This window comes from Cyanobium usitatum str. Tous, assembly GCF_963920485.1.
Taxonomy (GTDB): domain Bacteria; phylum Cyanobacteriota; class Cyanobacteriia; order PCC-6307; family Cyanobiaceae; genus Cyanobium_A; species Cyanobium_A usitatum_A.
This window is the reverse complement of sequence record NZ_OY986431.1, coordinates 1919147-1943078: the sequence shown is the minus strand read 5'-3', so window position 1 is coordinate 1943078 and position 23932 is coordinate 1919147. Positions and strand designations below refer to the sequence as shown.

General features: G+C 56.1%; 28 protein-coding genes. 10 read left to right on the top strand and 18 right to left on the bottom strand.

Translation table 11 applies throughout. The features are described from left to right. Window positions 1-324 precede the first annotated feature (324 nt). A complete protein-coding gene (locus U9970_RS10550) occupies window positions 325-876 on the top strand; it encodes a septal ring lytic transglycosylase RlpA family protein (RefSeq protein ID WP_322764186.1) in 552 nt (183 codons plus the stop codon). 60 nt (window positions 877-936) lie between these two features. Next, window positions 937-2520, top strand: coding sequence for a bifunctional pantoate--beta-alanine ligase/(d)CMP kinase (locus U9970_RS10545; RefSeq protein WP_407653035.1), 1584 nt, complete (start codon window positions 937-939; stop codon window positions 2518-2520). Here the strand turns inward: U9970_RS10545 and U9970_RS10540 are convergent. Genes U9970_RS10540 through U9970_RS10530 form a run of 3 tightly spaced genes read right to left on the bottom strand, consistent with a single transcriptional unit; the run spans window position 2517 to window position 4455 of the window. Continuing rightward, on the bottom strand, window positions 2517-2990 hold the full coding sequence (locus U9970_RS10540) for a low molecular weight protein-tyrosine-phosphatase (protein WP_322764185.1): 474 nt from the start codon (window positions 2988-2990) through the stop codon (window positions 2517-2519). The genes U9970_RS10545 and U9970_RS10540 overlap by 4 nt on opposite strands. Continuing rightward, on the bottom strand, window positions 2987-3631 hold the full coding sequence (locus U9970_RS10535; protein WP_322764184.1) for a HEAT repeat domain-containing protein: 645 nt from the start codon (window positions 3629-3631) through the stop codon (window positions 2987-2989). Before U9970_RS10535 ends, U9970_RS10540 begins: the two co-directional genes overlap by 4 nt. Continuing rightward, a complete protein-coding gene (locus tag U9970_RS10530; RefSeq protein WP_322764183.1) occupies window positions 3628-4455 on the bottom strand; it encodes a HEAT repeat domain-containing protein in 828 nt (275 codons plus the stop codon). The genes U9970_RS10535 and U9970_RS10530 overlap by 4 nt, the downstream gene beginning before the upstream one ends. 192 nt (window positions 4456-4647) lie before the next feature. On the opposite strand from U9970_RS10530, the gene U9970_RS10525 reads away from it, so the two are divergent. Next, window positions 4648-5361 (top strand): biliverdin-producing heme oxygenase, encoded by a 714-nt coding sequence (locus U9970_RS10525; RefSeq protein ID WP_322764182.1) that lies wholly within the window; start codon window positions 4648-4650, stop codon window positions 5359-5361. A 31-nt stretch (window positions 5362-5392) separates the two neighbouring features. Here the strand turns inward: U9970_RS10525 and U9970_RS10520 are convergent, their stop codons facing one another. Continuing rightward, on the bottom strand, window positions 5393-5635 hold the full coding sequence (locus U9970_RS10520) for a hypothetical protein (protein ID WP_254937586.1): 243 nt from the start codon (window positions 5633-5635) through the stop codon (window positions 5393-5395). A gap of 132 nt (window positions 5636-5767) precedes the next feature. Between U9970_RS10520 and U9970_RS10515 the strand changes: the two genes are divergently transcribed. Next, window positions 5768-6685 carry an NAD-dependent epimerase/dehydratase family protein gene (locus U9970_RS10515; protein WP_322764181.1) on the top strand — a complete coding sequence of 306 codons (918 nt, stop codon included), beginning with the start codon at window positions 5768-5770 and terminating at the stop codon, window positions 6683-6685. Here U9970_RS10515 and U9970_RS10510 read toward each other — a convergent pair. Continuing rightward, window positions 6664-7494, bottom strand: a complete 831-nt coding sequence (locus U9970_RS10510) for a hypothetical protein (RefSeq protein WP_322764180.1) — start codon at window positions 7492-7494, stop codon at window positions 6664-6666. The genes U9970_RS10515 and U9970_RS10510 overlap by 22 nt on opposite strands. Before the next feature lie 168 nt (window positions 7495-7662). Between U9970_RS10510 and hemH the strand changes: the two genes are divergently transcribed. Then, the gene (gene hemH, locus U9970_RS10505) at window positions 7663-8838 is read left to right on the top strand and encodes a ferrochelatase (protein ID WP_322764179.1); all 1176 of its coding nucleotides are present in this window, start codon (window positions 7663-7665) and stop codon (window positions 8836-8838) included. Between the two features lie 8 nt (window positions 8839-8846). On the opposite strand, the gene U9970_RS10500 is transcribed toward hemH, so the two are convergent. From U9970_RS10500 to U9970_RS10485, 4 genes are read right to left on the bottom strand one after another with little or no spacing between them, the layout of a single operon-like run. After that, window positions 8847-9638 (bottom strand): phycoerythrobilin:ferredoxin oxidoreductase, encoded by a 792-nt coding sequence (locus tag U9970_RS10500; protein WP_322764178.1) that lies wholly within the window; start codon window positions 9636-9638, stop codon window positions 8847-8849. Further along, window positions 9635-10342 (bottom strand): 15,16-dihydrobiliverdin:ferredoxin oxidoreductase, encoded by a 708-nt coding sequence (locus tag U9970_RS10495; protein ID WP_322764177.1) that lies wholly within the window; start codon window positions 10340-10342, stop codon window positions 9635-9637. Before U9970_RS10495 ends, U9970_RS10500 begins: the two co-directional genes overlap by 4 nt. A 26-nt stretch (window positions 10343-10368) precedes the next feature. Next, window positions 10369-10938 (bottom strand): phycobiliprotein lyase, encoded by a 570-nt coding sequence (locus U9970_RS10490; RefSeq protein WP_254937580.1) that lies wholly within the window; start codon window positions 10936-10938, stop codon window positions 10369-10371. A gap of 49 nt (window positions 10939-10987) precedes the next feature. Next, window positions 10988-11242: a hypothetical protein gene (locus tag U9970_RS10485; protein WP_254937579.1), complete on the bottom strand. Its 255-nt coding sequence runs from the start codon at window positions 11240-11242 to the stop codon at window positions 10988-10990. A gap of 370 nt (window positions 11243-11612) precedes the next feature. On the opposite strand from U9970_RS10485, the gene cpeB reads away from it, so the two are divergent. The 3 genes from cpeB to U9970_RS10470 all read left to right on the top strand — a co-directional run bounded on the left by cpeB (window position 11613) and on the right by U9970_RS10470 (window position 13443). After that, complete coding sequence (gene cpeB / locus U9970_RS10480; protein ID WP_197148055.1) at window positions 11613-12173, top strand: globin family protein; 561 nt, start codon at window positions 11613-11615, stop codon at window positions 12171-12173. 61 nt (window positions 12174-12234) lie between these two features. Continuing rightward, window positions 12235-12729 (top strand): class 1 C-phycoerythrin subunit alpha, encoded by a 495-nt coding sequence (gene cpeA, locus U9970_RS10475; RefSeq protein WP_106632843.1) that lies wholly within the window; start codon window positions 12235-12237, stop codon window positions 12727-12729. A gap of 93 nt (window positions 12730-12822) precedes the next feature. Further along, window positions 12823-13443 (top strand): HEAT repeat domain-containing protein, encoded by a 621-nt coding sequence (locus U9970_RS10470; RefSeq protein ID WP_322764176.1) that lies wholly within the window; start codon window positions 12823-12825, stop codon window positions 13441-13443. 19 nt (window positions 13444-13462) lie between these two features. Here the strand turns inward: U9970_RS10470 and U9970_RS10465 are convergent, their stop codons facing one another. Further along, window positions 13463-14179, bottom strand: coding sequence for a HEAT repeat domain-containing protein (locus tag U9970_RS10465; RefSeq protein ID WP_322764175.1), 717 nt, complete (start codon window positions 14177-14179; stop codon window positions 13463-13465). 247 nt (window positions 14180-14426) lie between these two features. On the opposite strand from U9970_RS10465, the gene U9970_RS10460 reads away from it, so the two are divergent. Beyond that, window positions 14427-14855, top strand: coding sequence for a DUF2656 family protein (locus tag U9970_RS10460; RefSeq protein ID WP_322764174.1), 429 nt, complete (start codon window positions 14427-14429; stop codon window positions 14853-14855). A 393-nt stretch (window positions 14856-15248) separates the two neighbouring features. Continuing rightward, a complete protein-coding gene (locus tag U9970_RS10455) occupies window positions 15249-16634 on the top strand; it encodes a HEAT repeat domain-containing protein (protein WP_322764173.1) in 1386 nt (461 codons plus the stop codon). Window positions 16635-16928: 294 nt separating this feature from the next. Here the strand turns inward: U9970_RS10455 and U9970_RS10450 are convergent, their stop codons facing one another. The 8 genes from U9970_RS10450 to U9970_RS10415 all read right to left on the bottom strand — a co-directional run bounded on the left by U9970_RS10450 (window position 16929) and on the right by U9970_RS10415 (window position 23904). Continuing rightward, window positions 16929-17567: a chromophore lyase CpcT/CpeT gene (locus U9970_RS10450; protein WP_322764172.1), complete on the bottom strand. Its 639-nt coding sequence runs from the start codon at window positions 17565-17567 to the stop codon at window positions 16929-16931. Between the two features lie 11 nt (window positions 17568-17578). After that, complete coding sequence (locus U9970_RS10445; protein WP_322764171.1) at window positions 17579-18118, bottom strand: phycobiliprotein lyase; 540 nt, start codon at window positions 18116-18118, stop codon at window positions 17579-17581. A gap of 276 nt (window positions 18119-18394) precedes the next feature. Next, window positions 18395-19135 (bottom strand): phycobilisome rod-core linker polypeptide, encoded by a 741-nt coding sequence (locus U9970_RS10440; RefSeq protein WP_322764170.1) that lies wholly within the window; start codon window positions 19133-19135, stop codon window positions 18395-18397. Between the two features lie 68 nt (window positions 19136-19203). Further along, complete coding sequence (locus tag U9970_RS10435) at window positions 19204-20820, bottom strand: phycobilisome rod-core linker polypeptide (RefSeq protein WP_322764169.1); 1617 nt, start codon at window positions 20818-20820, stop codon at window positions 19204-19206. Window positions 20821-20953: 133 nt separating this feature from the next. Further along, window positions 20954-21838 carry a phycobilisome linker polypeptide gene (locus tag U9970_RS10430; RefSeq protein ID WP_254937669.1) on the bottom strand — a complete coding sequence of 295 codons (885 nt, stop codon included), beginning with the start codon at window positions 21836-21838 and terminating at the stop codon, window positions 20954-20956. A 116-nt stretch (window positions 21839-21954) separates the two neighbouring features. Then, the gene (locus tag U9970_RS10425; RefSeq protein WP_322764168.1) at window positions 21955-22686 is read right to left on the bottom strand and encodes a pentapeptide repeat-containing protein; all 732 of its coding nucleotides are present in this window, start codon (window positions 22684-22686) and stop codon (window positions 21955-21957) included. A gap of 106 nt (window positions 22687-22792) precedes the next feature. Beyond that, window positions 22793-23380, bottom strand: coding sequence for a globin family protein (locus U9970_RS10420; protein WP_322764167.1), 588 nt, complete (start codon window positions 23378-23380; stop codon window positions 22793-22795). Next, entirely contained in the window at window positions 23377-23904 is a 528-nt protein-coding gene (locus tag U9970_RS10415) for a hypothetical protein (RefSeq protein ID WP_322764166.1), read from the bottom strand. The genes U9970_RS10420 and U9970_RS10415 overlap by 4 nt, the downstream gene beginning before the upstream one ends. Between the last annotated feature and the right edge of the window lie 28 nt (window positions 23905-23932).

The window sequence follows — 23932 nt, the reverse complement described above, 5'->3', positions numbered from 1 at the left end:
AGATTGGCGCCTCAGGTGATTAGCTGCGCTGATGATTGTCATTCGGGTCGCTGATCCCTGCTGGCCTTGCCGACCCCCGCTCAGCCCTGTAGGCGCCTGCCCTGGCCGCTTGGATGACAATTGCTGATCAATCTTGTAGGTGTCGTTTTTGACCGAAACGGCCAGCTGAAGCAGTTAACTTTGCCCTGTCGTCAATTCCCGATAGGAACCCCGAAGGCGAATTCGTATCTCAACTCCATTCAGTTTGAGAGCGAATCCAACGCTGACGAATCACTAATTGCCTCTGGCTGGTGATTGCCGCAATAGCGGCGAGTTTCGTTTGTTATGCGCAGCACCTTCTCCCTTGGGGCCCTCGCCCTGCTTCTCTCCGGCAGTGCTTTGGTTCCCGCCATCGCCGAGTCCAGCCTCGCCGCAACCAGCAATGATGCTGTAGCGATGGCTGTTTCCAGCCCTGAGCCCCAAGGCCCAACGCCTGCAGTCGCCATCCGCGAGGTCGATTTGGAGCTGTCACCAATTGACACCCAGATCAAGCAGGCCCCTCCGACCCGTATCGCTCCTGCCCCCAAGCCAGCGCCCCGTGTGGTGCACAGCTCCAAGGGTGAGGCCAGTTGGTACGGCCCCGGCTTCTTTGGAAACCGCACGGCCAATGGCGAAGTCTTTCGTCCTGGCACCCTCACGGCGGCCCACCGCACCCTGCCTTTCGGCACCAAGGTTCGTGTGACCAATCTTGGGAACGGCCGCACCGCCGTTGTGCGCATCAACGACCGGGGCCCTTTCCACGGCAATCGCGTCATTGACATTGCCCATGGAGCTGCCCAATCCCTAGGCCTCACCGCCAGTGGCGTAGCTCAAGTGCGCCTCGAAGTGCTCCAGTGAGCTGAGCCCAGCCTGCTCCCTTGATCAGCCCATCCGCCAATCTGGCGGGTGGGTTTTTTGTTGGCTGCCGCCGCTCTTTCCTTGGACCTGCTCGAAACTTGCCAAGACCTAGCCGCCTGGCGGCAGCAGCAGCAGGGCCCCCTGCATTTCGTGCCCACGATGGGGGCCCTGCACGAGGGTCATCAGCAGCTGATTCGCCGGGCAGCGGCACTGAGGCAAGGGTCAGGCCAGCTCCCCTCCGTGTTGCTGAGTGTGTTTGTCAATCCCCTCCAGTTCGGTCCTGGGGAAGATCTCGAGTCCTATCCCCGGGACCTCCGCTCCGACATTGATCTAGCCGCCGCCGCCGGTGCCACGGCCCTGTTTGCTCCCAGCGTGGCGGAGATCTACCCCCGGGGCGAGGCGGGCTTGACCCGGGTGGCGCCGCCTTTGCTTTTGCGCCAGGGGCTCTGTGGCCGCCACCGGCCCCAGCACTTTGAGGGGGTGGCCACCGTGGTGATTCGCCTGTTAACCCTGGTGCGCCCTGATCTCCTGCTGCTTGGCGAAAAGGATTGGCAGCAGCTGGTGATCCTGAGGCGGGTGGTGGCGGATCTGGGCTTGCCTCTGCGCATTAAGGGCTGTCCCACAGTGCGAGAGGCCGATGGGCTCGCCTGCAGCTCCCGCAACCGTCGCCTTTCCCCCTCCCAGCGCCAGCAGGCCGCGGCGCTGCCCGCTGCTTTGGCGGCTGCGGCTGCCCAAGTGCGTGGTGGCCTCTTCCAGGCCCCAGCGCTGACCTCCCAGCTGGCCCAGCAGCTGGAAGCGGCGGGCCTGAGGGTGGATTATGTGGAGCTTGTGGCTCCCCATAGCTTGGAGCCATTGCAGCAAGTGCAAGGCCTGGCCCTGCTCGCCGCTGCGGTGCACTGCGGTTCAAGCCGCCTGATCGACCATTGTTTTCTGATGTCTCGTCTGCCGATCGTTGCCATTGATGGACCAGCGGGAGCGGGCAAGAGCACCGTCACCCGTGCCTTTGCCCGCCAGATGGGCCTGGTTTATCTAGACACCGGCGCCATGTACCGGGCCCTCACCTGGTGGGTGCTGCGCCAGGGAGCCGACCCTGCCGCTGCGGCGGCTGTGGAACCCCTTCTGCTGGGCCTGGATCTGCAGCTCAGTGCTGGCGGCGCCGGCGAGCAGCTGGTGAGCATCAATGGCTTCGACGTGACCGAGGCGATTCGCAGCCCGGAGGTAACGGCCCAGGTCTCCCTGGTGGCTGCCCACGGCTGTGTGCGCCAGGCCCTCACGGCCCAGCAGCAGGCCATGGGGCTCAAGGGGGGGCTGGTGGCCGAGGGCCGCGACATCGGCACCGCCGTTTTCCCCGACGCTGAGCTCAAGGTTTTTCTCACGGCCACGGCGGCGGAGCGGGCCCGCCGCCGCGCCCAAGACCTCGAGAGCCGGGGCTTTGCGGTGCCTCCGCTGGCTGAGCTGGAGGCCCAGATAACTGCCCGTGATCAGCAGGACTCCAGCCGGGAGGTGGCGCCGCTGTGCCAGGCAGAGGATGCGGTGGAGCTGGTTACGGACGGTATGGCCATTGAGGCTGTGATTCAGGCTCTGGTGGACCTGTTCCGCCAGAGGGTTCCGGAGGAGGCCTGGCCGGGCGCTGGTGAGAACTAATCGTCTAAGGCCTGCAGCAGGCCGCTGCAGGCGTCTTCCAGCAGGTCGAGCACGTGCTCAAACCCCTCGTCTCCCCCGTAGTAGGGATCCGGCACTTCGCTGAGATCAAACCGGCTGCGATAGCTGAGCAGGGGCTCGATGCGGGCGACGCTGCTGCCGCCAGCCTCCTGGACTAGGGCCTGCACCTGGCTCAGGTTGCTGGCGTCCATGGTGAGGATGTGGTTGAAGCGGTTGAGGTCGGCCAGCTCCAACTGGCGCGCCTTGCTCGCTAGGTGGATGCCGCGGCGGCTGGCCGCTGCGCGCATGCGGGCATCGGCAGCCTTGCCCACATGCCAGCCCCCGGTGCCAGCCGAATCAACCACAAAGCGCTCACCAGCCTGAGATTGCTCCAGCAGGTGCAAAAACACCCCTTCAGCGGCTGGGGAGCGGCAGATGTTGCCCAGGCAGACAAACAGCACCCGTTTCTTCATTGCAGCCCCAGCCGTGAAAGGGCCAACTTGGCGCGCCTCTGCACCACCGGAGGACTGCCATCAGCCGCTTCCTGGAGTGTGAGCAGGCCCTGTTGGGCCAGCTGCCTCTCCGGTCCTGCCGCGGGCAGGCCAGCTGCCAGCAACTCCAACCCCACTGCCACCGCGTAGCGCACCACCCACTCGCCGTCGCTAGTGGCGGCCAGCAGGGCTCCTAGGCACTGACGCCGCACAGCTTGCTGTTGGTCAGGGGGGAGCTCGTCCAGTTGCAGTTGGCCGAGCCCCTTTGCGGCAGCCCGGCGCACGCTGGCAGCTACGTCGCTGCCGAGGGCATCGAGCAGCAGCTCTAGCCCACGCACATCACCGATGCCGGCGAGGGCGCGCACGGCCCAGGCCCTAGCCCCGTAATTCACTGGGTCGAGCTGCAACAGGGCTTCCACGGCCGCTGGCCCCAGGCTGATCAGCCCCTTCACGGCGGCTACCGCCGCACCGGGGTTGTTGAAGCCCAACACCTCCACCAGCACCGGAGCGGCGCTGGCATCGGCGCAGCTGGCCAGCTCCTGGGTGGCTTGCAGCAGGGCGAGGGCACTGCCGGCCTGTTGCAGGGCTGCAATCCGGGCTGCCACCAGTGAAACCTGGCTCATAGCAAGGTGTCCATGTAGGCCAGCAGGGCCTCGTCGCCGGGGTCGCCGCTGCCCTGTTCCACCAGCCCCCGCAGGGCAATCAATTTCAGACTGTTCTCGGCAAGGGTGGCGGCAATGGCTTTAAATCCGGGCCGCCAGCCGGCGGCACCTAGATCCATCAGGGCTGCATGACGCACCTGCAGCTGGGGATGGTCAAGTAGGTCCACAAGCAGTTCCCCCCAGCGCGCCTCACCGCTCAGTTGCAGCAGGGTGCGGGCAGCAGCGCTGCGGATCAGGGGGCTCTCGTGGCCGAGGAAGGGTTTCACCACGGCCAGCACCCGCGGCTCGTTGACACCGATGTCGCCCAAGGCCTCCAGCAGAGCTTCGCAGGGTTCCATCAGGCGGTGGCTGTTGGCCTGCTGGACGCCAGCCACGGCGGGGCCGCTGGCTAGCCTCTCGCAGAGGGCCTCAATGGCTTCGCTGGCCCCGAGTTGGCCCAGGGCCCGGGCTGCCGCTTCCCGTAGTCCGTCGTCGCCGTCCTGCAGGGTGTCGAGCAGGTCGGGGATGGCCGCTTGTGCTGCTGGAGCCAGTTTGCCGAGGGCGCGGGCGGCATTGCGGGCTACTGCGTTCTCCTCGACGCCGGCCCCGCTATCCCTGGGCCGGCGTCGACGCAGGGCTTGTTGCAATAGGGGCACTGCCTCTGGGTGCTGGCTGCGCATTCGGCCCAGCCACCAGGCTCCGTAGTACTGCTGGGAGGAGTCTTCGCTCTGGCGGAGCCGGCGCAGGGCTTCCTGCTCACTAATGGGTTCGCCTGCCTGGGGGGGGCTGGCGTCGTCGTCGGCCATGGGTGCTGTCGCGAGACGCGGGCTCCAAGTGATGTTGCCAGTGCCCGGCCCTTAATAAGTGAGAGCCAGCCGCAGTACTAACGCTCATTGCTGGCCATTACCCCTGACGTGAACTCTTCGCAAAGGGGCAAACCAATCCAGGGTGCCCCCTCTAAGTTGCTGCCGATATACCTGTTCCTCAGACCGGCACCTATGGCTGTTGCGCTCGCCTCCCAACTGCGTGAAGGCACCAAAAAGGCCCACACGATGGCGGAGAACACCGGCTTCGTGAGCTGCTTCCTTAAGGGGGTGGTGGATAAGGCCAGCTACCGCACCCTGGTGGCCGATCTTTATTTCGTGTACTCCGCCATGGAGGAGGAGTTTGGTCGGCTTAGGGAGCATCCGGTGGTGGGCCCGGTGGCCTTTGCTGAGCTGAACCGGCGCGAAAGTCTCGAGCAGGACCTTGCCTTTTACTTCGGTGGCGATTGGCGCAATGCGGTCAAGCCCACCCCTGGAGCCCAGCAATACGTAGAGCGGCTGCATCAGGTGGCGCTGGAGTGCCCGGAGCTGCTGGTGGGTCACCACTACACCCGCTACATCGGTGATCTTTCCGGCGGCCAGATCCTCAAGAACATCGCCCAAAAGGCGATGAGCCTGGGCGAGCACGATGGCCTGCGTTTCTACGAATTCGCGGCTATCCCCGATGAGAAGGCCTTCAAGGCCAACTACCGCACCACGCTCGACGCCCTGCCAATCGACCAGGCCATGGCCGATCGGATTGTGGAGGAGGCCAACCACGCCTTCCACCTGAACATGACCATGTTCCAGGAACTGGAAGGCAATCTGATCGCGGCCATTGGCAAGGTGCTGTTTGGCTTCCTTACCCGCCGTCAGCGCTCGGGCAGCACGGAAGTGGTGGCTGCCTGAGCGAGAGTTGGCGGCGCTTGGATCGGACCCATCAGTCCTCGATTAGATCAACGCTCACCAGCCGGGTGAGACCTCCAGTGGTGTCTGGGTCGATGGTGCCTGGCTTGAAGTTGGCCTGAAACCACCACTGGCGGCCATCCTTGCTGCGCCGCTCCACACGGAAGTTGTCCAGTCCCTGCTCCCTTAGTGCCAGTTGCAAAGCATCTCCGCTGCAGCCGGCGCAAGTGACGGCAAGTGGCGGTAGCCCAGGCACTTCGACGCAATAGACGGGCATGGGCTTAAGGCGATAGCTCAGGCTGCCACAAGAACGGAGTAGGGCTCAGGCTGCGTCATCCGTAGCGGTGACAACGCAACCCCACGTCCGACAGGCCTAGGGTTGCAAAACTTCATGATTGGGCTTTGCGGGATGACTTCTACCCCAGATCTGGCCTCCCTCTATCAGTTGCTGTCTCTCCAAGAGCGCCCGATCCTGCCCTCGGGCGAGCGTCGCGCAATCCTGGGTTGTGGCTACGTGGGCGAAGCGGTTGCCAAATCCTGGAAGCAGGAGGGGCACGCACTTTGGGGCACCACAACCCGGCGTGAACGCTTGCCAGAGCTGGCCGATCTAGTCGACAATCCATTGGTTTTTGATTCGACGGATCCCTCCAGCAGCCTGGACTTCGCAACAGATGTCGACGGCATCTTGGTGTCCTTCGCTCCGTCGAAGAGTTCCAGTGTTGAGCTGAGCCAATACGAGCAGACCTTTCTTGGCGGCCTGCAGCGGCTGATCGAAACTCTTAGCCGTCGGCCTGTCAGCTCGCCACTGCAGCTTGTTCACCTCAGCAGCTGTGGCGTGTATGGCAACCGGCAGGGAGCGTTCACAAGTGAGAGCGATCCAACCGATTCAAATCATCCAGTGAATTCCGTGCTCGTGAGAGCAGAGCAGATGATCGCGTCGGTCCGCTCCGACTCGATCAAGGTCTGCGTGTTGCGCCTCGGTGGCATATACGGGCCTGGACGCGATATTCCGGCCATGTTGCTGAGTGCAGCTGGCGGCTTAGTGCAGCGTAATGGCCTGAATGTGCCGTGCTGGATTCACCGCGACGACATCGTTCGCGGTATCAACTTTGCCTTTGACCAAGGCCTCAATGATACGTACAACCTGGTCAATGACACCCAGTACAACGGCCAGGAGCTCACAGATCGGCTCTGTGAGCGCGCTGGCCTGCCACTAGCTAAGTGGTTGACCAGAGACACCAGCGATCGAATTCTTAATGCGCGGGTGAGTAATGAGAAGCTTAAGCAGCTTGGCTTCAGCCTCTCTCATCCATGCATGTTGGGCTGATATCGGCGCTCTATCCAGGCCAAGAGATTGTGATTGGCATCAAACTCCATTGTCAAATGCACAAAGCTTTGACGATCCAGTATGCAGCCAAAGTGGATGTTAAATGAATGCTTTGGCAAGCTCTCAGGCAGGCTGCAGATTAAATTATCTGTAAATAGCCCATTCACTTCATTCTTGATAAATAATTCGCTACAGAATGGTGCCAACCGCTGATCTGACGTTTCATTTACAGAATTGAATCCTGGTCTGATCACTGACTCCACTCCTTGCCAGCCAAAGACGGTCTCGAATACCGCCTCCAGCGATTGGAACTGAACGCGTTCGGGGTCCGAATTGGTGCGTTGGCAACGGAAGGGTGTGGCGGCGATTGAGTCCAGCAGCATCTGACCATCAGGTTGTTGCTGGTAAAGCGCCACCAGCATCGAACGACTGCGACCGCTGAAGAAATTCACTTCATGCCCAGCACGGGCGCTGCTGCCGGCCATTTCCAGGCTCGACTGGCCCGCCGTCTGCGGAAAATGCCAGCAGTTATGGCCGAGGTTGTAATTGTGCCGATATAGGGGGAAGCGGCGTTCTCCACCGGGCGCGAATCGCAGGCCGGTTCCATGCCATTCACCCGTGTGCGCATCCGAGAAGCGGATGGAGTAAAGCGAGGCCTCCGGGTTAGAGCTGCCCTGCTTCAGGTTCATGCTATGGCCTTTGCGGCCATACCAGGTGGTTATTCCCTTCCAGTCGCCATCAAAGCTGGCGCGCATGAGGTTCCATTGCCGATCAGCTGCTGCTTTGGCGTGATTGTCTGAACCTTCCATCGTCTTCAGTTCGGTAGTCGGGTTTTCCAGAATCGTCTAGCTGATGTGCGCCGGTCGAACGGCTTGGTTGTGAGGGCGTGTCCCTAAACGTTTCTTATTCAACCGAGCGAGTGCAGTTGCCAGCAGTTGTAGACGTAAGGTGATGTTTGGCCTCATGATCGCCAAGCCATGGCCAAGGTAGGAGTGCTCCTGCTGAACCTCGGGGGTCCGGAGCGCATCCAGGACGTCGGCCCTTTCCTCTACAACCTGTTCTCGGATCCGGAGATCATCCGGCTACCCAGCCCGGCCCTGCAGAAACCACTGGCTTGGCTGATCAGCAGCCTGCGGGCGAGCAAGTCGCAGGAGGCTTATCGTTCCATCGGCGGGGGCTCACCACTGCGGCGAATCACCGAGCAGCAGGCGCGGGAGCTACAGAGTGCCCTGCGCCTGCTTGGGATCGAGGCCACCAGCTACGTGGCGATGCGCTACTGGCACCCCTTTACCGAATCGGCGGTGGCAGACATCAAAGCCGATGATGTGGACGAGGTGGTGGTGCTGCCTCTTTACCCTCACTTCTCGATTAGCACCAGCGGTTCCAGCTTTAGGGAGCTTCAGCGTCTTCGTCAGGCTGATCCTGTCTTTGCAGCTTTGCCGATTCGATGCATCCGCAGCTACCACGACGACCAGGGCTATATCGATGCCATGGCCGGGCTGATCGCCCGTGAGATCCAGGCCTGCCCGGACCCTGACAGCGCCCACGTGTTCTTCAGCGCCCACGGTGTTCCTAAGAGCTACGTGGAAGAAGCGGGCGATCCCTACCAAGGGGAGATCGAAACCTGCGCCCGGCTGATCATCGAGAAGTTGGAGGCCACATTGGGCCACAGCAACTCTTTCACCCTTGCTTATCAGAGCCGGGTGGGTCCTGTGGAGTGGCTCAAGCCCTACACCGACGAGGCATTGGAGGAGCTAGGGCGGCAGGGTGTGAAGGATCTTGTGGTTGTGCCGATCAGTTTTGTGAGCGAGCACATCGAGACCCTTGAAGAGATCGACATCGAGTACCGCAAGCTGGCTTTCGAGTCGGGCATCACAAATTTTCGGCGTGTGCCGGCGCTTGACACCAACCCTGCGTTCATCCAGGGGCTTGCGCGACTTGTCCAGCAGGCCCTGGATGGGCCCGAGGTGAATCTTGACCAGGCGGCGGCTTTGCCCAGCACTGTGAAGCTCTACCCCCAAGACAAGTGGGCTTGGGGCTGGAACAACAGCTCAGAAGTGTGGAATGGCCGCTTAGCTATGGTCGGATTCTCCGCTTTTCTAGTGGAGCTGATCAGTGGAAGTGGGCCTCTTCACGCCATAGGCCTGCTTTGATCTTCTTTTTACTCGGGATAGTGTCTGTCTAGATCGAACAACACCTCATGGATATATGTCTCGGTCCATTCCGCGCCGTGAAAGCGGCTGAGCATCCCTCTTGCCGGATCTTTCTCTGCCCGATAGCTGGTGTAGCGGCGTTGGCCCTCGAGCAATATTGCTGAGCGATCATCTGCTACGGGGGGTGCTTCATCCACGAGCTGTAAATAAAGCTTTAAATACTCAGCAAAGGCTTGAAATATAACGGTGGCGATCAGCTCATCGGAGGCTGCACCCAGAGGTAGACGGGTCCAGAGAAATGCAGGCGAAAAGTAAGGTTCCGCCTCGGCAGGAATGGGCCCGCCATCGGGCAAGTGAGGCTTCCAGCTGTTAAAAATTGGGAGTAATCGATCCCAGACAGGTTGGGTATGGAGGGAATCGCTGCGGTCAACTGGCTGCAGGTCAAGGGCTAGCAGATGGCCTGAGGGCAGCGTGACCAAATCGGCTCCGAAGAAAGGCAGATCAAAACGGCAGTCGGGATTGATAACTAGGTTCAGCACGGACGCTGCTGGTCCCGCTTCCACACAGGCGGCCCTCACCTGGCGAAGCTTGCTGGTTCGACAGGCCCAGGTTGCAGTTTGCACAACTACCGGCTGTGCTTTCGAACCGGTGGATCCGGTTTTTTGCAGAAACTGCTCGGGCACGGGGTAGGCGGCTGGCTGCAACGCCTGAAGCATGTCGACCGCATGATCAAGAAAGGGCTGCCAACGCCAACCGGCGATTCTGACCTGATCAAGGCTGCAGCTTTGCGGTGCTGTCATTGCTGCGGGCTAGATGGGAAGAGGAACTCGTGCAGAAAACGATCCGACCAGGCCTTACCGAAGTGGCTGCTAAAAAGGCCATGAGCCGGATCTCTTTCGGCGCTGTAGACATCGTATGCCTTCTGCAGGGTTTTAACCTTTTCTGCTGTAACTATGGAAGTGCGTTGGCTGGCTTCGGCGCTGAGCTGCCAGTAGCAGTCGAGAAAGGCAGTGAAAGCCCTAGGCAACGATTCCTGCGCCTCCTCAGCACCTCCACGGCAGAACAGCAGCCAGGGCGAAAAATATTGGTTTGGATCAAATGAGCGCATGGCCTCAGCACCGTGAAGATCCGGGTGGCGAGAAATAAGTTCTTTTAGGCCTTGATAATAGGTATCAAGATAATTCTGATCTTGCAGTAGGGGTTGAAAATCAAGCACTGCGACCAGCTTGCCTCGGGTGCCGAACCAAAGAAGATCGATTCCCATCAGGGGCTGATCGTTGTTGTATTCGGGATAGGCCACCGAATTCAGCACTTGCAGGCTGTCCCCCGCGTCCATCCTGGTCACCCGCCAGCGCCGGAAACCCGGCACTTGCCAGAGCCAGCTTTGGATCACGCTCTGCCTCTTCAGGGAGCGACATTCAGCGAGCCCATCGGGTGGGGCAATGGGCTGCGCTCCAGACCGTTCCAGCCTGCTATTGAGCTCTTGCAAAAAAGGGTCGAACATCTCGGAGCGCTCAGGAGCAGGGTGGGTTAACTGAAACCGGCGGCCAGGGAATCGGCGCTTTCCCGAAGCGACTGCAGAGTTGCGTCGGAGGGGCAACGAAGCTCCGTGCAGTAGGTGGTCATCGACACCCCATCGAGGCACTGCACCGAGCTCACCCTCATGCGCACCTGATCCGTGACGAACCAGCAGCGTTCCGTGCCGACATTGCTGTCGTAGCGCGTGGTAACGGTCATGACGCCATCGCTGGAAAAGGTGTATTGACTGAGGACGGGCTGCTTCTCCACGTAGCCCTTGTCACGGACCAGGAAACCCTGAGAGGGATCTCCTGCCAGAGGGATATCTATTAATACAGCCGCTTGATCTTCTGTTCTGGCTAGGGGTTTTAGATTGCTCTCCCACCAGAAACGGGCCCCTCCTGCTGCTAGATGAGGGTTGATATTGAGAGCTAGGCATATCTGTTCGACGGCTGGATCCTCAGCGGAGAAGGGCTCGATCACAAGATTGGAATCGCCGAATTCATCATCTTGGTGGTCGAGGTGGTGCACAGCCCGTCGCGTCAGCCAGGCCCCTCGACTGGCCGCCAAGAACTGATCCATCGTTCGGGCTGGGTCCACGGGTGCCACGGGCGGGTGAGGGGGATGGGAGTTAGTCCTGTTCGGACTTCTGGGCTTCAAGCTGAGCCAGAATTGCTTCTAGCTTCTGCAGCTCGGGATGCTGAGCCAGGGTGAATTCCACTTGCTTCTGAGGAAGCTTCAGTCTCTGACCCATTCCGATCACATCTTTGATGAGTCGATCGCGGTAGGCCGCTAGCTGATCAATCGACTCCTCCAACTCCTGCCGGCTGGGATCGGATGCGTTGATTGCAGACGTGTCGGCGCGAGCGGTGGTGCCGTCGGTCATGGGTTGAATTGGGCGAATGTCAGCATACGGAGTCGACCGCTGCGATCCACTAGAGCAGCTTCAAATGGACCGCATCCATGGTGAATATGGAAGAAAAGATAAATCTCCTGGTGCTTTGTCCCGCGATTGGGCGGGAGTGCGTGCCCTCCCCTTGCCAAAACCCTTTGCCAGCGCTGCCTTTTTAAGTCCGACCGCGATGGATGACGAAAGTTTGCATGATTGCTTTGATCGGGGTCCTGAGGAGGGAGATGACCGTAGTTTCCCCTTACGCCTTCCCCGAGAGGCAGCTAAGCCATGCAGACCTAAACAGATCTAACGATCTTCACTGGCTGTCAACTGGCTGAGCACAAGCACCCCTGGTCCCTTTCCCATGCTCGACGCCTTTTCACGCGCTGTCGTCAGCGCAGATTCGAAGACTGCCCCAATTGGAGGCGGTGAGCTCGCTGCTCTCCGTAACTATGTTGCTGAGGGAAATAAGCGTCTAGACGCTGTTAACGCCATCACCAGCAATGCCTCCTGCATCGTTTCAGATGCAGTCACCGGCATGATCTGCGAAAACACTGGCCTGATCCAGGCTGGTGGCAACTGCTACCCCAACCGCCGCATGGCCGCTTGCCTGCGCGACGGCGAAATTGTGCTTCGCTACATCAGCTACGCGCTGCTGGCTGGCGATGCCTCGGTTTTGGACGACCGCTGCCTGAACGGCCTCAAGGAGACCTACATCGCTCTGGGCGTTCCCCTTCAGTCTGCCGCCCGCGCTGTGGCCATCATGAAGGCTTCTTCCACGGCTCACATTAACGAGACAAACACCAGCGGTACCAACCCTGTGGAAACCCGTTTCCGCAAGATGGAAACCGTTCAGGGCGACTGCTCCGCTCTAGTGGCTGAAGCTGCTACCTACTTTGACCGTGTGATCAGCGGCCTCAGCTGATTCATCCGAAGAGATTGCTTTTTTTAAACCACTACAACTCAATTAAACGAGGATCTTCACGATGAAGTCTGTTGTGACCACTGTTGTGACCGCCGCTGATGCCGCTGGTCGCTTCCCCTCCCAGAACGACCTAGAAGCTGTTCAGGGCAACATTCAGCGAGCTACTGCTCGTCTTGAAGCTGCTGAAAAGCTGGCTGCCGGCCTGGACAAAGTGACGAAGGAAGCTGGTGACGCCTGCTTCAGCAAGTATCCCTACCTCAAGCAAGCCGGCGAAGCTGGTGAGAATCAGGTCAAGGTGGACAAGTGCTACCGCGACATCGCTCACTATCTGCGTCTGATCAACTACTGCCTGGTTGTGGGCGGCACCGGCCCTCTCGATGAGTGGGGCATTGCCGGAGCCCGTGAGGTGTACCGCACCCTGCGTCTGCCTACCGCTGCTTACGTGGAAGCTCTCACCTTCACCCGCGACCGGGCTTGCTCCCCTCGTGACATGAGCCCCCAGGCTCTCAATGAGTTGAAGTCGTACCTTGATTACGCAATCAACGCCCTCTCCTGATCAGTTTCTGATTAATTGTTGAGGACAAACCACGGAGGCCTTCGGGCCTCCTTTTTTGTGAGAAAATGAGCCCTCTCCCACCCCCTCTCTTGGATGGAAATGGAAGCATTGGATATCTTGTTTGATGACCTTGCTCACCCTAATCCTTATATTCAAAGCCAGGCTTTTATAGCTATGGTCAGGGATTGGCCTCAGCAAGCTCTGCCTCGACTGCTTGGTTTATTGGCCCAACCGGATATAGCTTTACGCAGGGCCTCTGTACGTGGTATTGGCGCCTTTGGCGCAGCAGCCCTGCTGCCTTTAGCGGATCTTCTTAAGGCCAGCACGGACAGCACTATCCGCGCTAGCTGCGTGAAGGCCTATGCCCAGGTGGCTTCAAACCAGCCTGGGATACATTTCCCCGATTCTGCGATGCAGGCCCTCGAGGAGGCGCTTGGCGACGACTCACCGGTTGTGGCTGTAGCTACGGTGATGGCCCTTGGGCAGGTGGGTGGGCAGGCGGTGCCGCTGTTGCTGAGAGTGGTGGGTGGAGATAATCCAGCCCAGGCGGTAGCAGCTGTCAATGCGCTCGCCCAGATTGATGATCCTGCAATTGAACGGACTCTTAGAGATCTGCAGAACCAACCACAGCTAGACAGTTATGTGCGCGAGACGCTTGAATCAGCCCTCGCTCGAATTAGGGACCTGCATGCCCGTCAACCTCAGCCGGGCTGACGCGAGACGATTGCCATCCTCACTTGCTCAGCTGACTGATTGCTAGATCCAGCACTAATCTGACACCAGGTTGTTCTTCCTGCTCCACACTTGCTTTTAAGGCAGGCAATGCATCCTTGGCCCCTAGCTTCATCAGCGATAGAGCAGCGTTTTTGCGGACCTGTTCTTCCGAGTCGGTGAGCAGCGGGAGCAGGCGCGGGCAGGCCCATTCTGGCTCCTGCAACTTCCCCATCAGCGTTGCAGCTTCTGCCCGCACCTCGGAGTCCAGGTCATCCAGCGCGGTTAGGAGCAGCTGTCTCGCCTGGTCATCCCCCAACGCCTGGATCTGTTCGCCGAGAGCTGCTATCGCTGCCGCTCTTACCCTGGCATCCGGCGAGCTGGCTGCTTGGCGAAGTGCTTCGGGCGCCTTGGCGCCGATAAAAGCGATCCCCCAGCTGGCCAGCCCCTGCTGCATGGCCGAAGCTTTTGGATGAACGAGCACTGAGAAGAGTGGATCGAGAGCCTGGTCGCCGACTGCAGCCATCGCTCCGACAGCTGATCCCTGCACGACGGGATCCGAATCTGAGAGCAGGGTTTCCAGTAAAACGGGCAAGGCAGCTGGATCTGCAATCAGGGTCAGAGTTTTCGCTGCAGCGCGGCGAACGGTGACGTTTTCGTGAGTCCGCAATGCACGGCACAGTGTTGGCACCGCCGCAGCACCTACTGCTCCAAGGCTTTCGGCAAAGGTGAGCCGCATCAAGCCCCTGGTATCGCCGAGACCAGCCACCATGCGCTCAATCGCTGGGCTGTCGGATGAAGGAACTAGCCCCTGACGAAGTTGGGAACGAAGCTCTGCAGCCAGAATGTTGGCTTCTTCAACGCTCAGTTGCTGGATGCCAGATGCGGGGGTAGCGGACAGCTCGGTAGACAAGGGTCGCTCCTATCGAACAAAATTATCAGGGATAGCCGCGGCGTTCCTATGGTGGGCTTAACAAGATCAGGACATGACACGCTTTTTGCTCTCCCACAACCTTCAGGTGGTTTCCGACAACCTGAAGGGCCTGAATTCGGCCGATCTGGCAGCTGGCCTCGTTGTACACCTGTCCACCGATGTCCAGGTTCAGGCAGTCAGCCACCCTCACTGGTTGGTTCAGGTGGAAGCCGATCTGCTGCCCATCGATTTGGCCAATGCCTTACTCCTGGCTTGGCGACAGCTTCGCTGCTCTGCAGGGGCCACTGATCATGATTGCCAGCTGTTGGCCTTGGGTGGGCGCAAGGACGACCAGGGCGCCCCTGGAGCGTTGCTGCAGCAGAGTGACTGGGGGGTCGATGTGGTGGAGACTCTGAACAGCGCAGCTTTCCTTCAGTCGATCAACTGGGAACTGCTTAAGCAGGGGCGTGCTCCTGATGGTGTGTTCGAGCTTCAAGGCTGAGCTGGACTATTTGCGGCGGCGGCGAGGTGATTGCTGTTCAGACTTGGGTGATTCGCCTGGCTCCATGGCAGCTTTGGTCGCCACTCCAGAAACCGAGTTGGCCACCTCCATCAGACCCACCGACGAAACTGGGATTCCGTTCTGGTGTAGTTGCTGCATAGTCTGGCTCAGCATATGGAGCGGAACTCGCAGCTTCTGAGCAACCCTCTGGGGAGTTTCAGATTTGATACTTGTAACAAGAAGAAGTGCACCACATTGATGGGGTCCCATTGTGCCTCTAATTTAGATGGGCTCATATTGAACGCTTTCTGGCTGGGTTGCATCAAGACACATAACTCTTAAACTTTCAGCGCTCTTGCCCTGCCGGCTATCAGAGTTGGAAGCAGCTCTCCTTTGAGCTTCACAGCCGCATCCACTTTGACTTCCGAGGACAGTATTTTGGCAAGCTCCAGCAACAGTTACGACAATATCCATCCCGGGCTCAGCCACCATGATGCGCTAGCGATTCTTGAGCAATCTCTTGACTCGCTTGATTCTGCCAGCGACTACTACATGGCGGCCGCCCATCTCGTTAACTTCCCCGGCGATAAGACGGAGCAAGCTTTATTGCGGCTTATTGATAATTCTTCTGGCGAACAGGCGGTTAACCTTGCGCGCCGCAAAGCGGTCGAAGTTTTGGGCCGGCTTGGGGTTCAACGGGCCATCCCCAGCATTGGGCGTTGCCTTAGGAGCAACGATCACTACCTCGTTGAAAATGCCGCCTGGGCCCTTCTTCAGCTCAATTGCCAGGATGTTGAATTCCATGAGGCGATGTGCCTGCTACTCAATGATCCAAGCCAGAGCCGCAGGGTTCTCATCCAGGCTCTTGCCGGGTTAGAGGTGCATGCGGCCTTGCCCGTACTTCAATCGCTTCAAGATGAAGCGAATCCAGGGGTTCGCGGTGCTGCCTTAGCTGGGGTTGCACAGCTTAGTGGCGATAGTAGTCGCCTTAAAGAGTTGGAAGACCACCTGACCCTGCCGAACCAAATGGACCGGCAGTCGGCGATTCAGGATTTAATTGACTGTCGGGCTTCATATCTATTGCCCTCGATCCTCAAGGCGCCCGTGTCCCCTGTGTTCAGGATGCGAGCTCTGCGGACACTCTGGCCTGGCCAAAACAAAGCACACGCAGGCCTTGACCTGCTTACTTGTTTAGATTCGCTGATGTGGGATCAGCCAGAAGATTTGGTCTTGGCGCACTGCTACGACACTGAACCCACCATATTATTTTTATTTGATGAGTTTTTTGGCACTGACTTTAGCCGTTGCTACTTAGCATTGTCCACATTGAAGCATCGGCCAGTAGAGGAGCTTTGGCCTATTTTCTGGAAGCGATGGCAGGAGGATGCTTATAATGATTATGGTGCTCACTATTTCTTCATTCAGCTTCTTGGCAGTGTGGACATCTGGCCTGCCGCTGCCACTCCTGTCATTGAGGCATTGCTGCTGGAAGCCATGAACAGCAAGCGCCCGCAATTTGCTAAGTCAAGAGCGGCTGCTTGCTTAGCTTTGAATAAACATTTTCCTGATATATGGCGCAAAAGTGTGCGGCAGCTTTTGGCCTCCGATTTCACACCAAGCTGGGAGCTACGTTATGCCGCATTAATTGGGCTTGATTCAATTGATGTTAGGAATAACCATGAAATATTTCAGCTCTTGCAGAACGCTTTGGCTGTGCAGGATCCCGATATTTTTGTGGATTGTAGGCGTCAATTGCTTATTTCCGAAAACCGGGTTTGAAAGGACCCACGCTCAGCCCAGTAGCGTTGAATTTCCAGGCCTTTGGGCCTCGGCACAGCTGCTTCAGCTCTCAGAATCTTGAATGTTCGACGGGGCCCCATGGGCCAGTTTCCAATTGCTCGTACAGACCGCACTTGCCCATCAAGCATATTTAGACAGGCTTCAAAACGCTCAAGCTGACTATGATCAATTGTTTCAAAAATAAAGTCTTGGCCTTGGCAAATTAGGTGCTGCGAGCGAATCCAGCTACGGAATTGCTGGATAGTTGGTCCATCAGCTTGCATGGCTTCTATTCTATCCAATTTGTTCAGGATCATCTCCTTTATAATTATTTAGATGTGTCCACTCAGCTGTGATTTCATTCTCAAAGCTAGCCACGCGTTCAAAACGTAGTGGCCCATGTTCGGAGCCCCATTGCAAGGTATTGGTATCTGGATCAAAACCTTGATCTCTACTAATCCAGTTTTCGTGATCAAGCAACACCTCACTCACTAGATAGGTAGGCCGCCCATCGCGTGGCACTAAACATTTATTACCAGGCTCCACCATTCCCCTGTAGCAACCCGGTGTCGTTTCGTGGAAATGCATCGCACATCCGCAACGTTGTTTAAGGCGTTCAAGATGAATAAGTTTGAGAAGTTTAGGCGTGAAGCCTGCTCCAGCCAAGCGAATTGGTTGATCGAATCCAAAATTCTCAACAATTTGTACCTTCTCGGTCGAAATCAGTCGATGTACTCCTTGCCTATAGGGTCGCCAAGGATCGTGCCCATAGCTCTGTTCGGAGTAAAAACCTGGCCCCTGAAATACTTCCCATGGTAGAGGGCAGAAATAGATGTTGATATGGGCAAAATTTACGGGATCGCGTTGTGATTGGGCAAAATTACTGAAGTGTCCAGCAAGTAGTTTTGCGAATCTCAGGGCAATGGTTGGCACGGCGAATACTGTTAGCTGAAGGAATCTAATCGTCGGATTTCAGATGCGAAGGAGGTTTGCAGTATTCCTGAGCCGGCTGAAGTTCGCAGCACTGATGAGCGGCAGCGAACATTCTCAGATACAAACCAGATCCTTTCTTCTGCAATTGATTGACCATATTGGGTAGTGAGTATAAAAGTATCGTCTTCTAGAAAAGTATAGTTTGACACTGCTTGCTCGGCCTCTGCATATCCAGCGCTTCGCAGTAAGATTCCTTTTTGATTATTAGTTGGGATTGGAACGAGAATGCATGATCCTGCTGATACTTCACTGGGGCCATCTGGCTCCCAGTCACTTTCTGCACTCCATTCCATTCGGAATGGTAGCAGTGGCTTGGCGTCGTGTATCTTGCAGTCTCTAATTAATTCAAGTACCAATGGATCTTGGGGCCCAATTGCTTCAATCAATACTGAACTGCGAACATCCTCAAATTGCTGAAACGCAAGAGAATGTCCACTTCTCATGGATCGCCAGCGGCCTAGGCTCCGAGCTACAAAAGATTCCAGCTGCATCTACGCTGCTCAGGCCTTGGTTCTGTGAGTGGTCCTGGCAATTGGCAGACGACCTGCCTGAACCATGTGTACCCACGTATCAATCATCATGTTGATCGCAGGCTGCGCTTCTTCACTGTTCTGATTAATTTGAGTGCACTCTACTTTGAGATAATCTTTGTCTTGTAAATCCATGGATTGCAGCCAAGGTGCTTGCTGTTGATACTTTTGGCAGGCGGCTTAAGAGTTGTCTTAATATACTATTAAGACCTTGAACCGCCTCCAGTCTCGTTTGATTTAGGATTCTTTTACTGTGGCGATGCGGCCTCCGCGGCGATGAATTGATTGGATCGCTGATGATAGCGAGCTGAAGGGAACTGTTGTCGTTTGCGTTACGCGTCGATTTAGGCCAACAGGATTAGCACTTGTCCAGCGAATAGCGTAGCGCTGGTTGTTGCGACCACCTGGCCCGGGTGTTTTTTGACTTCCTCCGGGGGGCGAGCTGGTCGCTAGGCTGACTAACAATTGTGATTGTCCGTCACCATCAAAAGTTGCAAAGCCTGAAGTCAAGGCACGTGTTCTGTTATATATAAGGTTGGATTCACCTTTCTGGCTTGCCACTCCCCTGTCATAAGGTACTGTATCAAAGCCAAAGACCTCTAGATACTCGGCGCCGTATATATAGCTGTTGATTTCTGCTTCGTATCCTTCTGTGGCTAGGAGCTGAACATGCTTGCTCAGTTCAGCCTGATTTCGTGGGGCGCGGCCTAAGAGATGCTTGAAGTTGAGTTCAACAAATCGATAGGGACCATTTGCATCAAAAAAGAGACGCCGATAGCTGTCAGACAGTGCTAGGGCATTGACTAGCCCCTGCACAGTGAGGTCGCCGTTGATGAATAGACTCTCTGCAGAGACTGAGAGCTCTTCATCAAATAGGTGTGCATTGCCAAATACCTGGCGGTAGGCGGCTTTCAGCTGGGCTTGAGCTTCTGATTGGCGTAAACCCGAATTGGCCCGGTTAAGAGTTTCGATTTCCATTGTTTTTAGGTTGGTAGGGGGGGAGTTCAGAAATTAGCAGTTGTCCCGAATAAATGAACTAGTGTTTTCTAGGTGATTTCGGTCACAGAAATGATCCGACCACCGCGTCTATGGATGTATCCCAGTTGGCTTGTAATGTCATTGCCGCTTACTACGTAACTGGCGTTCGGGTTGCGTTGGCGGCCGCCTGCAGGCTGGGCATTGACGACAATACGGAACCGCTTGGATGTGGGATCAGCTGATCCAGAGGCTGCACCAAGCCTGTTAATCCGTACGGTTGTATTTGTCCAGTTTGTAGGTGCAGATCTTGTTGCTACCGAATTTAGCAGGCTTGAGGCACATTGAATGGTGTCACTGGCCGCATAGCCTTGAACTAGTGCTATGTGCCGATTAAAGGAAACCTGTTCGCGACCATTTTCAGTTGCTACACGCAGGTAGGGAACAGTATTCTCACCGAAGGTGTTCTGATACTCTTCGCTATCAACGTAGCTGTTGATTTCTGCGTCATAGCCGTGAATGGCTAGCCTTTGTAGATGCTCACTCATCTCGGCCTGAGATGCGGGTGCACGCCCCAAAATATGTTTGAAATTTAGCTCCACAAAACGGTAGGGAGCATTTGTTTCGAAGAAGCGCCGGCGATAGTCGGCCGAGAGTCCAACCGCTCTTATAAATTCGCGGGTGCTAAGTCTTCCCTCAGCAAATTGGCTCTCTGCGGTTAAGTTGCGCTCGCTGTCCATCACATGGGGATTGCCCAGCACTTGGCGGTATACCGAGCGGATCAGCGCAGTAATCTGATCAGCTGAATCGCCGCTGCAGCGCTCGAACACTTCCTGCTGGCGCTGACCAAGTCCAAAGCCAACGTACAGATCACCACGCATTGGCGTTGAGTCGCCTCCGTCTGCATTGTTCCGCTTGACAGGCTCTAGCATGCTGGCCGATCCAGATCCTGTTCTACCCATCTGTCCAAGGGAACTGGATCGGTACACCTGTGCAGGCACCTTTATCGAGAGCCTGTAGCCGCTAACTAGATTTCCTAACAGCTGACTTTTTGTCCCTACTGCTGTGTCGCTGCCAGCAAAATTCTGCTCAAGTGCTGCGATCCTGTTGAATGCTGCTTGAGGCTGGCCCACTGGAGAGTTCCAGCTTGTTGGGTATGGAACTGTTTCCTCGCCAAAGGACTTTAGATACTCATCGGAATCAAGATAGCTATTGATCTCGCCTGTGAAGCCACTTGTGGCGATTAATGCCACATGGCTAGCAACCTCTGCTTGATTCTGGGGGGGGCGGCCCAGCAAATGCTTGAAGTTAAGCTCAACTGCTCGATGCGGAGATACGGCATCAAAGAAGCGTGAGCGATAAAAACTGGATTGTGCCAATCTCCGTACGAATTCTCGTACGTTTATGTCCCCATTGCGTAGTCTTGATTCGGCACTCAGTAGGCGCTCGCTTTCCATCGGCTGAACATTGCCGAATACCTGTCGGTATGCAGCTCTTACTGCGATGTGAAAAGCAGCATTGTCGCTTGCGGTGAATGCTGTAGGTGTATTCAGTAGCTGCTGGTTGCGAAATTGATCTTCGCTTGTTGCAGTTTCTACGTCATCTGTTCTTTTGCGAGAAAAACTCGCTGGGGCTTCAAGAAGCTGAGTGGCTCCGAAGTCAAGTGAATTGCTTTGATTTGCTGTCATGGGAAGATGGAGTTGATGGACTTGCTTTGTTGTGGGGATTATACGGTGCTAGACGTTTTAGAGGCATCTAATTTGTCTTATCCCCGCAGGCTTGGCAGGTTACTGGGTAAGTAGGGCTGGTGGGAGTAATGGGTCAACTCAGTGGTGTGATGCTTGCGATCTTGCCTCCCTCGCGGTGAATAAGTTGATACTGCTCAGATAGCTTGTTGAAAGGGACGAATAATACTCTGTTTGCCTTCCTGTAGCGTGATGTGGGGCGCACGTTATTGGCCCTATAGGCTGTTACTTCAACTCGATAGACTTTGCCTGCTTCACCTGCAAGTACACCTATCCGTGTAACAGGATCTGTCAGGTTGGCAGCTGGGCGGAAGCTCCAGCCTTGGGTATCTTGTGATGAGGGAGCTACCACAGGGAGGGGTCGGTTCTGATAAGCAGCACCGCCAAGGCGGCTCCTGATTCCAGCCAAGTTGCCTTTAAGGCTGCTGCTGCTGTTTCCACGCAGCAACTGGAATGACCAGGTGAATTCTTGAAGCGTTGCACAGGATTCTGTTTTCCAACCACGTTGATATGGGACTGTCCACTCACCAAAGGTGTTCTGATACTCGTCAGAATCTAAGAAGCTGTCGATGTCTGCTTCATACCCACTTGTATCTAGTCTTTCGGCATGACCTCGCATTTCCTCAAAATCTGCTGGAGCACGTCCGAGTAGGTGGCGAAATGCTAGTTCGATATAGCGGTAGCGCGCGCATGAGTCAAAGAAGCGGGTGCTATACAAATCGCTTTTGGCGATACGTCGTACCAGTTCTCTAACGCTGATCTCGCCTAGCTTGAACTGCGATTCTGCAACAACTTGTCGTTCGCTCTCCATGACGTAGGCATTCCCAAGCACCTGTCTGTAGACAGCCCGGATTACTGACTCCTTCGCTTGGTCGTCGTCTCCTGGCACTAGCTCACGTGGTGCTTCGCACTCTTGGGAGAAGCTCTCCACACCCAGGATGGATGCTGGACCAAACGGCATGACTTTCTTGGCGATACCTTGCAATTATCCCTGGCATCCCATAACCCTCGACCTTAGCTTTATAAACCTCAATCTTTTGTTTCAATCGCTTCGCTTTGTCTGGCAGTGCCAGCTCGCTATGCCGTTCTTGTTGCCGATTCAAGCAACGATTCAAGGGTCGCCCTGGTGGCTTGCCGGGTGAGTGGGTTCCAACAATCCAGTTCGATGTGAGAGCGAGTTAGGAGGTTTGCGAGCTGTTTCTTGTCCATGCCTGTTACCTGACTGAAGTCAGCGCCTTGAATACTTTCAGCCCCATCCAGGATTGCCTCTGTTAAATCAGCAGCCCTAAAGTCTGCCTGCTGCAACTGACTGCCGGTAAAGCGTGTTGCGATGCAGCGACAGCCTTGCAATTTCGCAAACCTTAGATCTGCTCCAACAAAACGTGTTCCGTCTAATACTGAACCACTTAAGTCACATCCGCTTAGGTAGGCACCCATGAAGTTGGTGTTCCGAAGATCCATACCCCTGAGATCTGCACCATTTAGAAAAGCCCCATTAAGTGCTGCACCAGGGCCTACTGCTCCTGATTTTTCAAGATCAAAATCAGCGGGTACACGAGTCTTTTTGTCATAACGAGCAAGTGTTAGATTGCATCCTTCTAGTAGACAGTTGCTTAGGTCTGTTCCCCTTATATCCATGCGACAAAGGTTTGCCTGGCGCAGGTCCAGTGGTTGTAGAACACGGTTGTTCCAGCTTGCACCGCGCGCGTCTACGGGTTGATGCTGCGCCGCAGTAGGTTCGCACTTTTCAGGAGCACTCCATTGGCTTGGATCTTCCGGCAACAAAGATGCGTGATGCTTTTGATTCATGTTTAGACGGGATTCACTTCGCTAGTAATTAGATGGGTTAGTGTTCTGTGGTTTCGCTTGCAATGGTAATTGGTTGCCGGGTTTATTTGGCTTCCTGTTCTCCGGGCTAGGTTGGTTGCAAGGCCTTGATCAGATTATCAAAAGCCTTGTCGAGGCAGGTTGCCTCGCGAAGATGGCCAGAAGTTTTTAGGACTTGTGTGGTTAGTGTTCGCATCTGGGCTAGGACATACATCATCGCAGGGATAGGTACTTCCATCTCCTTGTATAACTGACGCATTGCTGTCATACCTGCCGCATCTGTTACTTCTGTGCAATCGCACGCGACCCCGTAAATGATCACCCGTAGAAACTGTTGGCAATCTCGCCAGCAGGCTTCTGCCCTTGGTTCTGGGTGTAATTTCCCGCCAGGCAGGATGAGCTGTGGTTGTTGGGCTAGTAGTTGTTGTCTTGCTTTATCAACCACCTGGTTTGACTCAGCTATCAGTAGCTCAACGGCATGTTCTGAGGTTTTGCAATATTTGCAAATCTCTCCTATTTCTTCTGTGTTTAGGAACCGTTTTGAAGTATCGGCTTTAGCTACCACCGCTCTCACTGCTTCGGGGAGACTGTCTCGATTGCTTATGCCGCATACTTTTGCAGCCTTGGCCAGTTGGCTGATCTCCATTTTTCGATTTGCTTCTCTTGTCAGGTTCACGATTCCACAGGAGTTGCGGTAAGCCAGCCATGTCGCTCCAAATGGAAAGCCCATATTGCGTTCTCGCCTAGACCTGGACAGTGTTCAGATGCCAGATCCACCAGTTCTTCTGACACTCCGAGGTTTTTGAGCAGATCCTTTGCTTGGGCCGTTCCTTCTACCAATGCAGAACGTATTGCTGCTCCGACTACCCAGGTCAGAGTGGTTTCTGATAGTTCGCCGCTATTGCTCTCGCAGGCAAGCAGAATATTGTTGTTGTCAGGATTTTTGTTGTGATGGGATTTCCAAAGCCCAATGTCTTCAATTCTGAGGTCTATGCGCAAGCGTGCCTCGTTTGTTCCGTACTGAATCTCCTGTTCCTCTCCGGCTTGTTTTATTAAGTCTTTTATGCTTAAAACTTCTTTGGGCGGCATGACGGTTTTCTTGTGGCAAGAGGACGGTTTCCCCGGCTGAATGACTTTTGCCGAATTGCTGTGGGCGACTAATTCTTTACGACTGCTGTCTTTATGCTTGGCTTCGCCCATCCCTTTATCTTTTGTTCAATAAAAATAG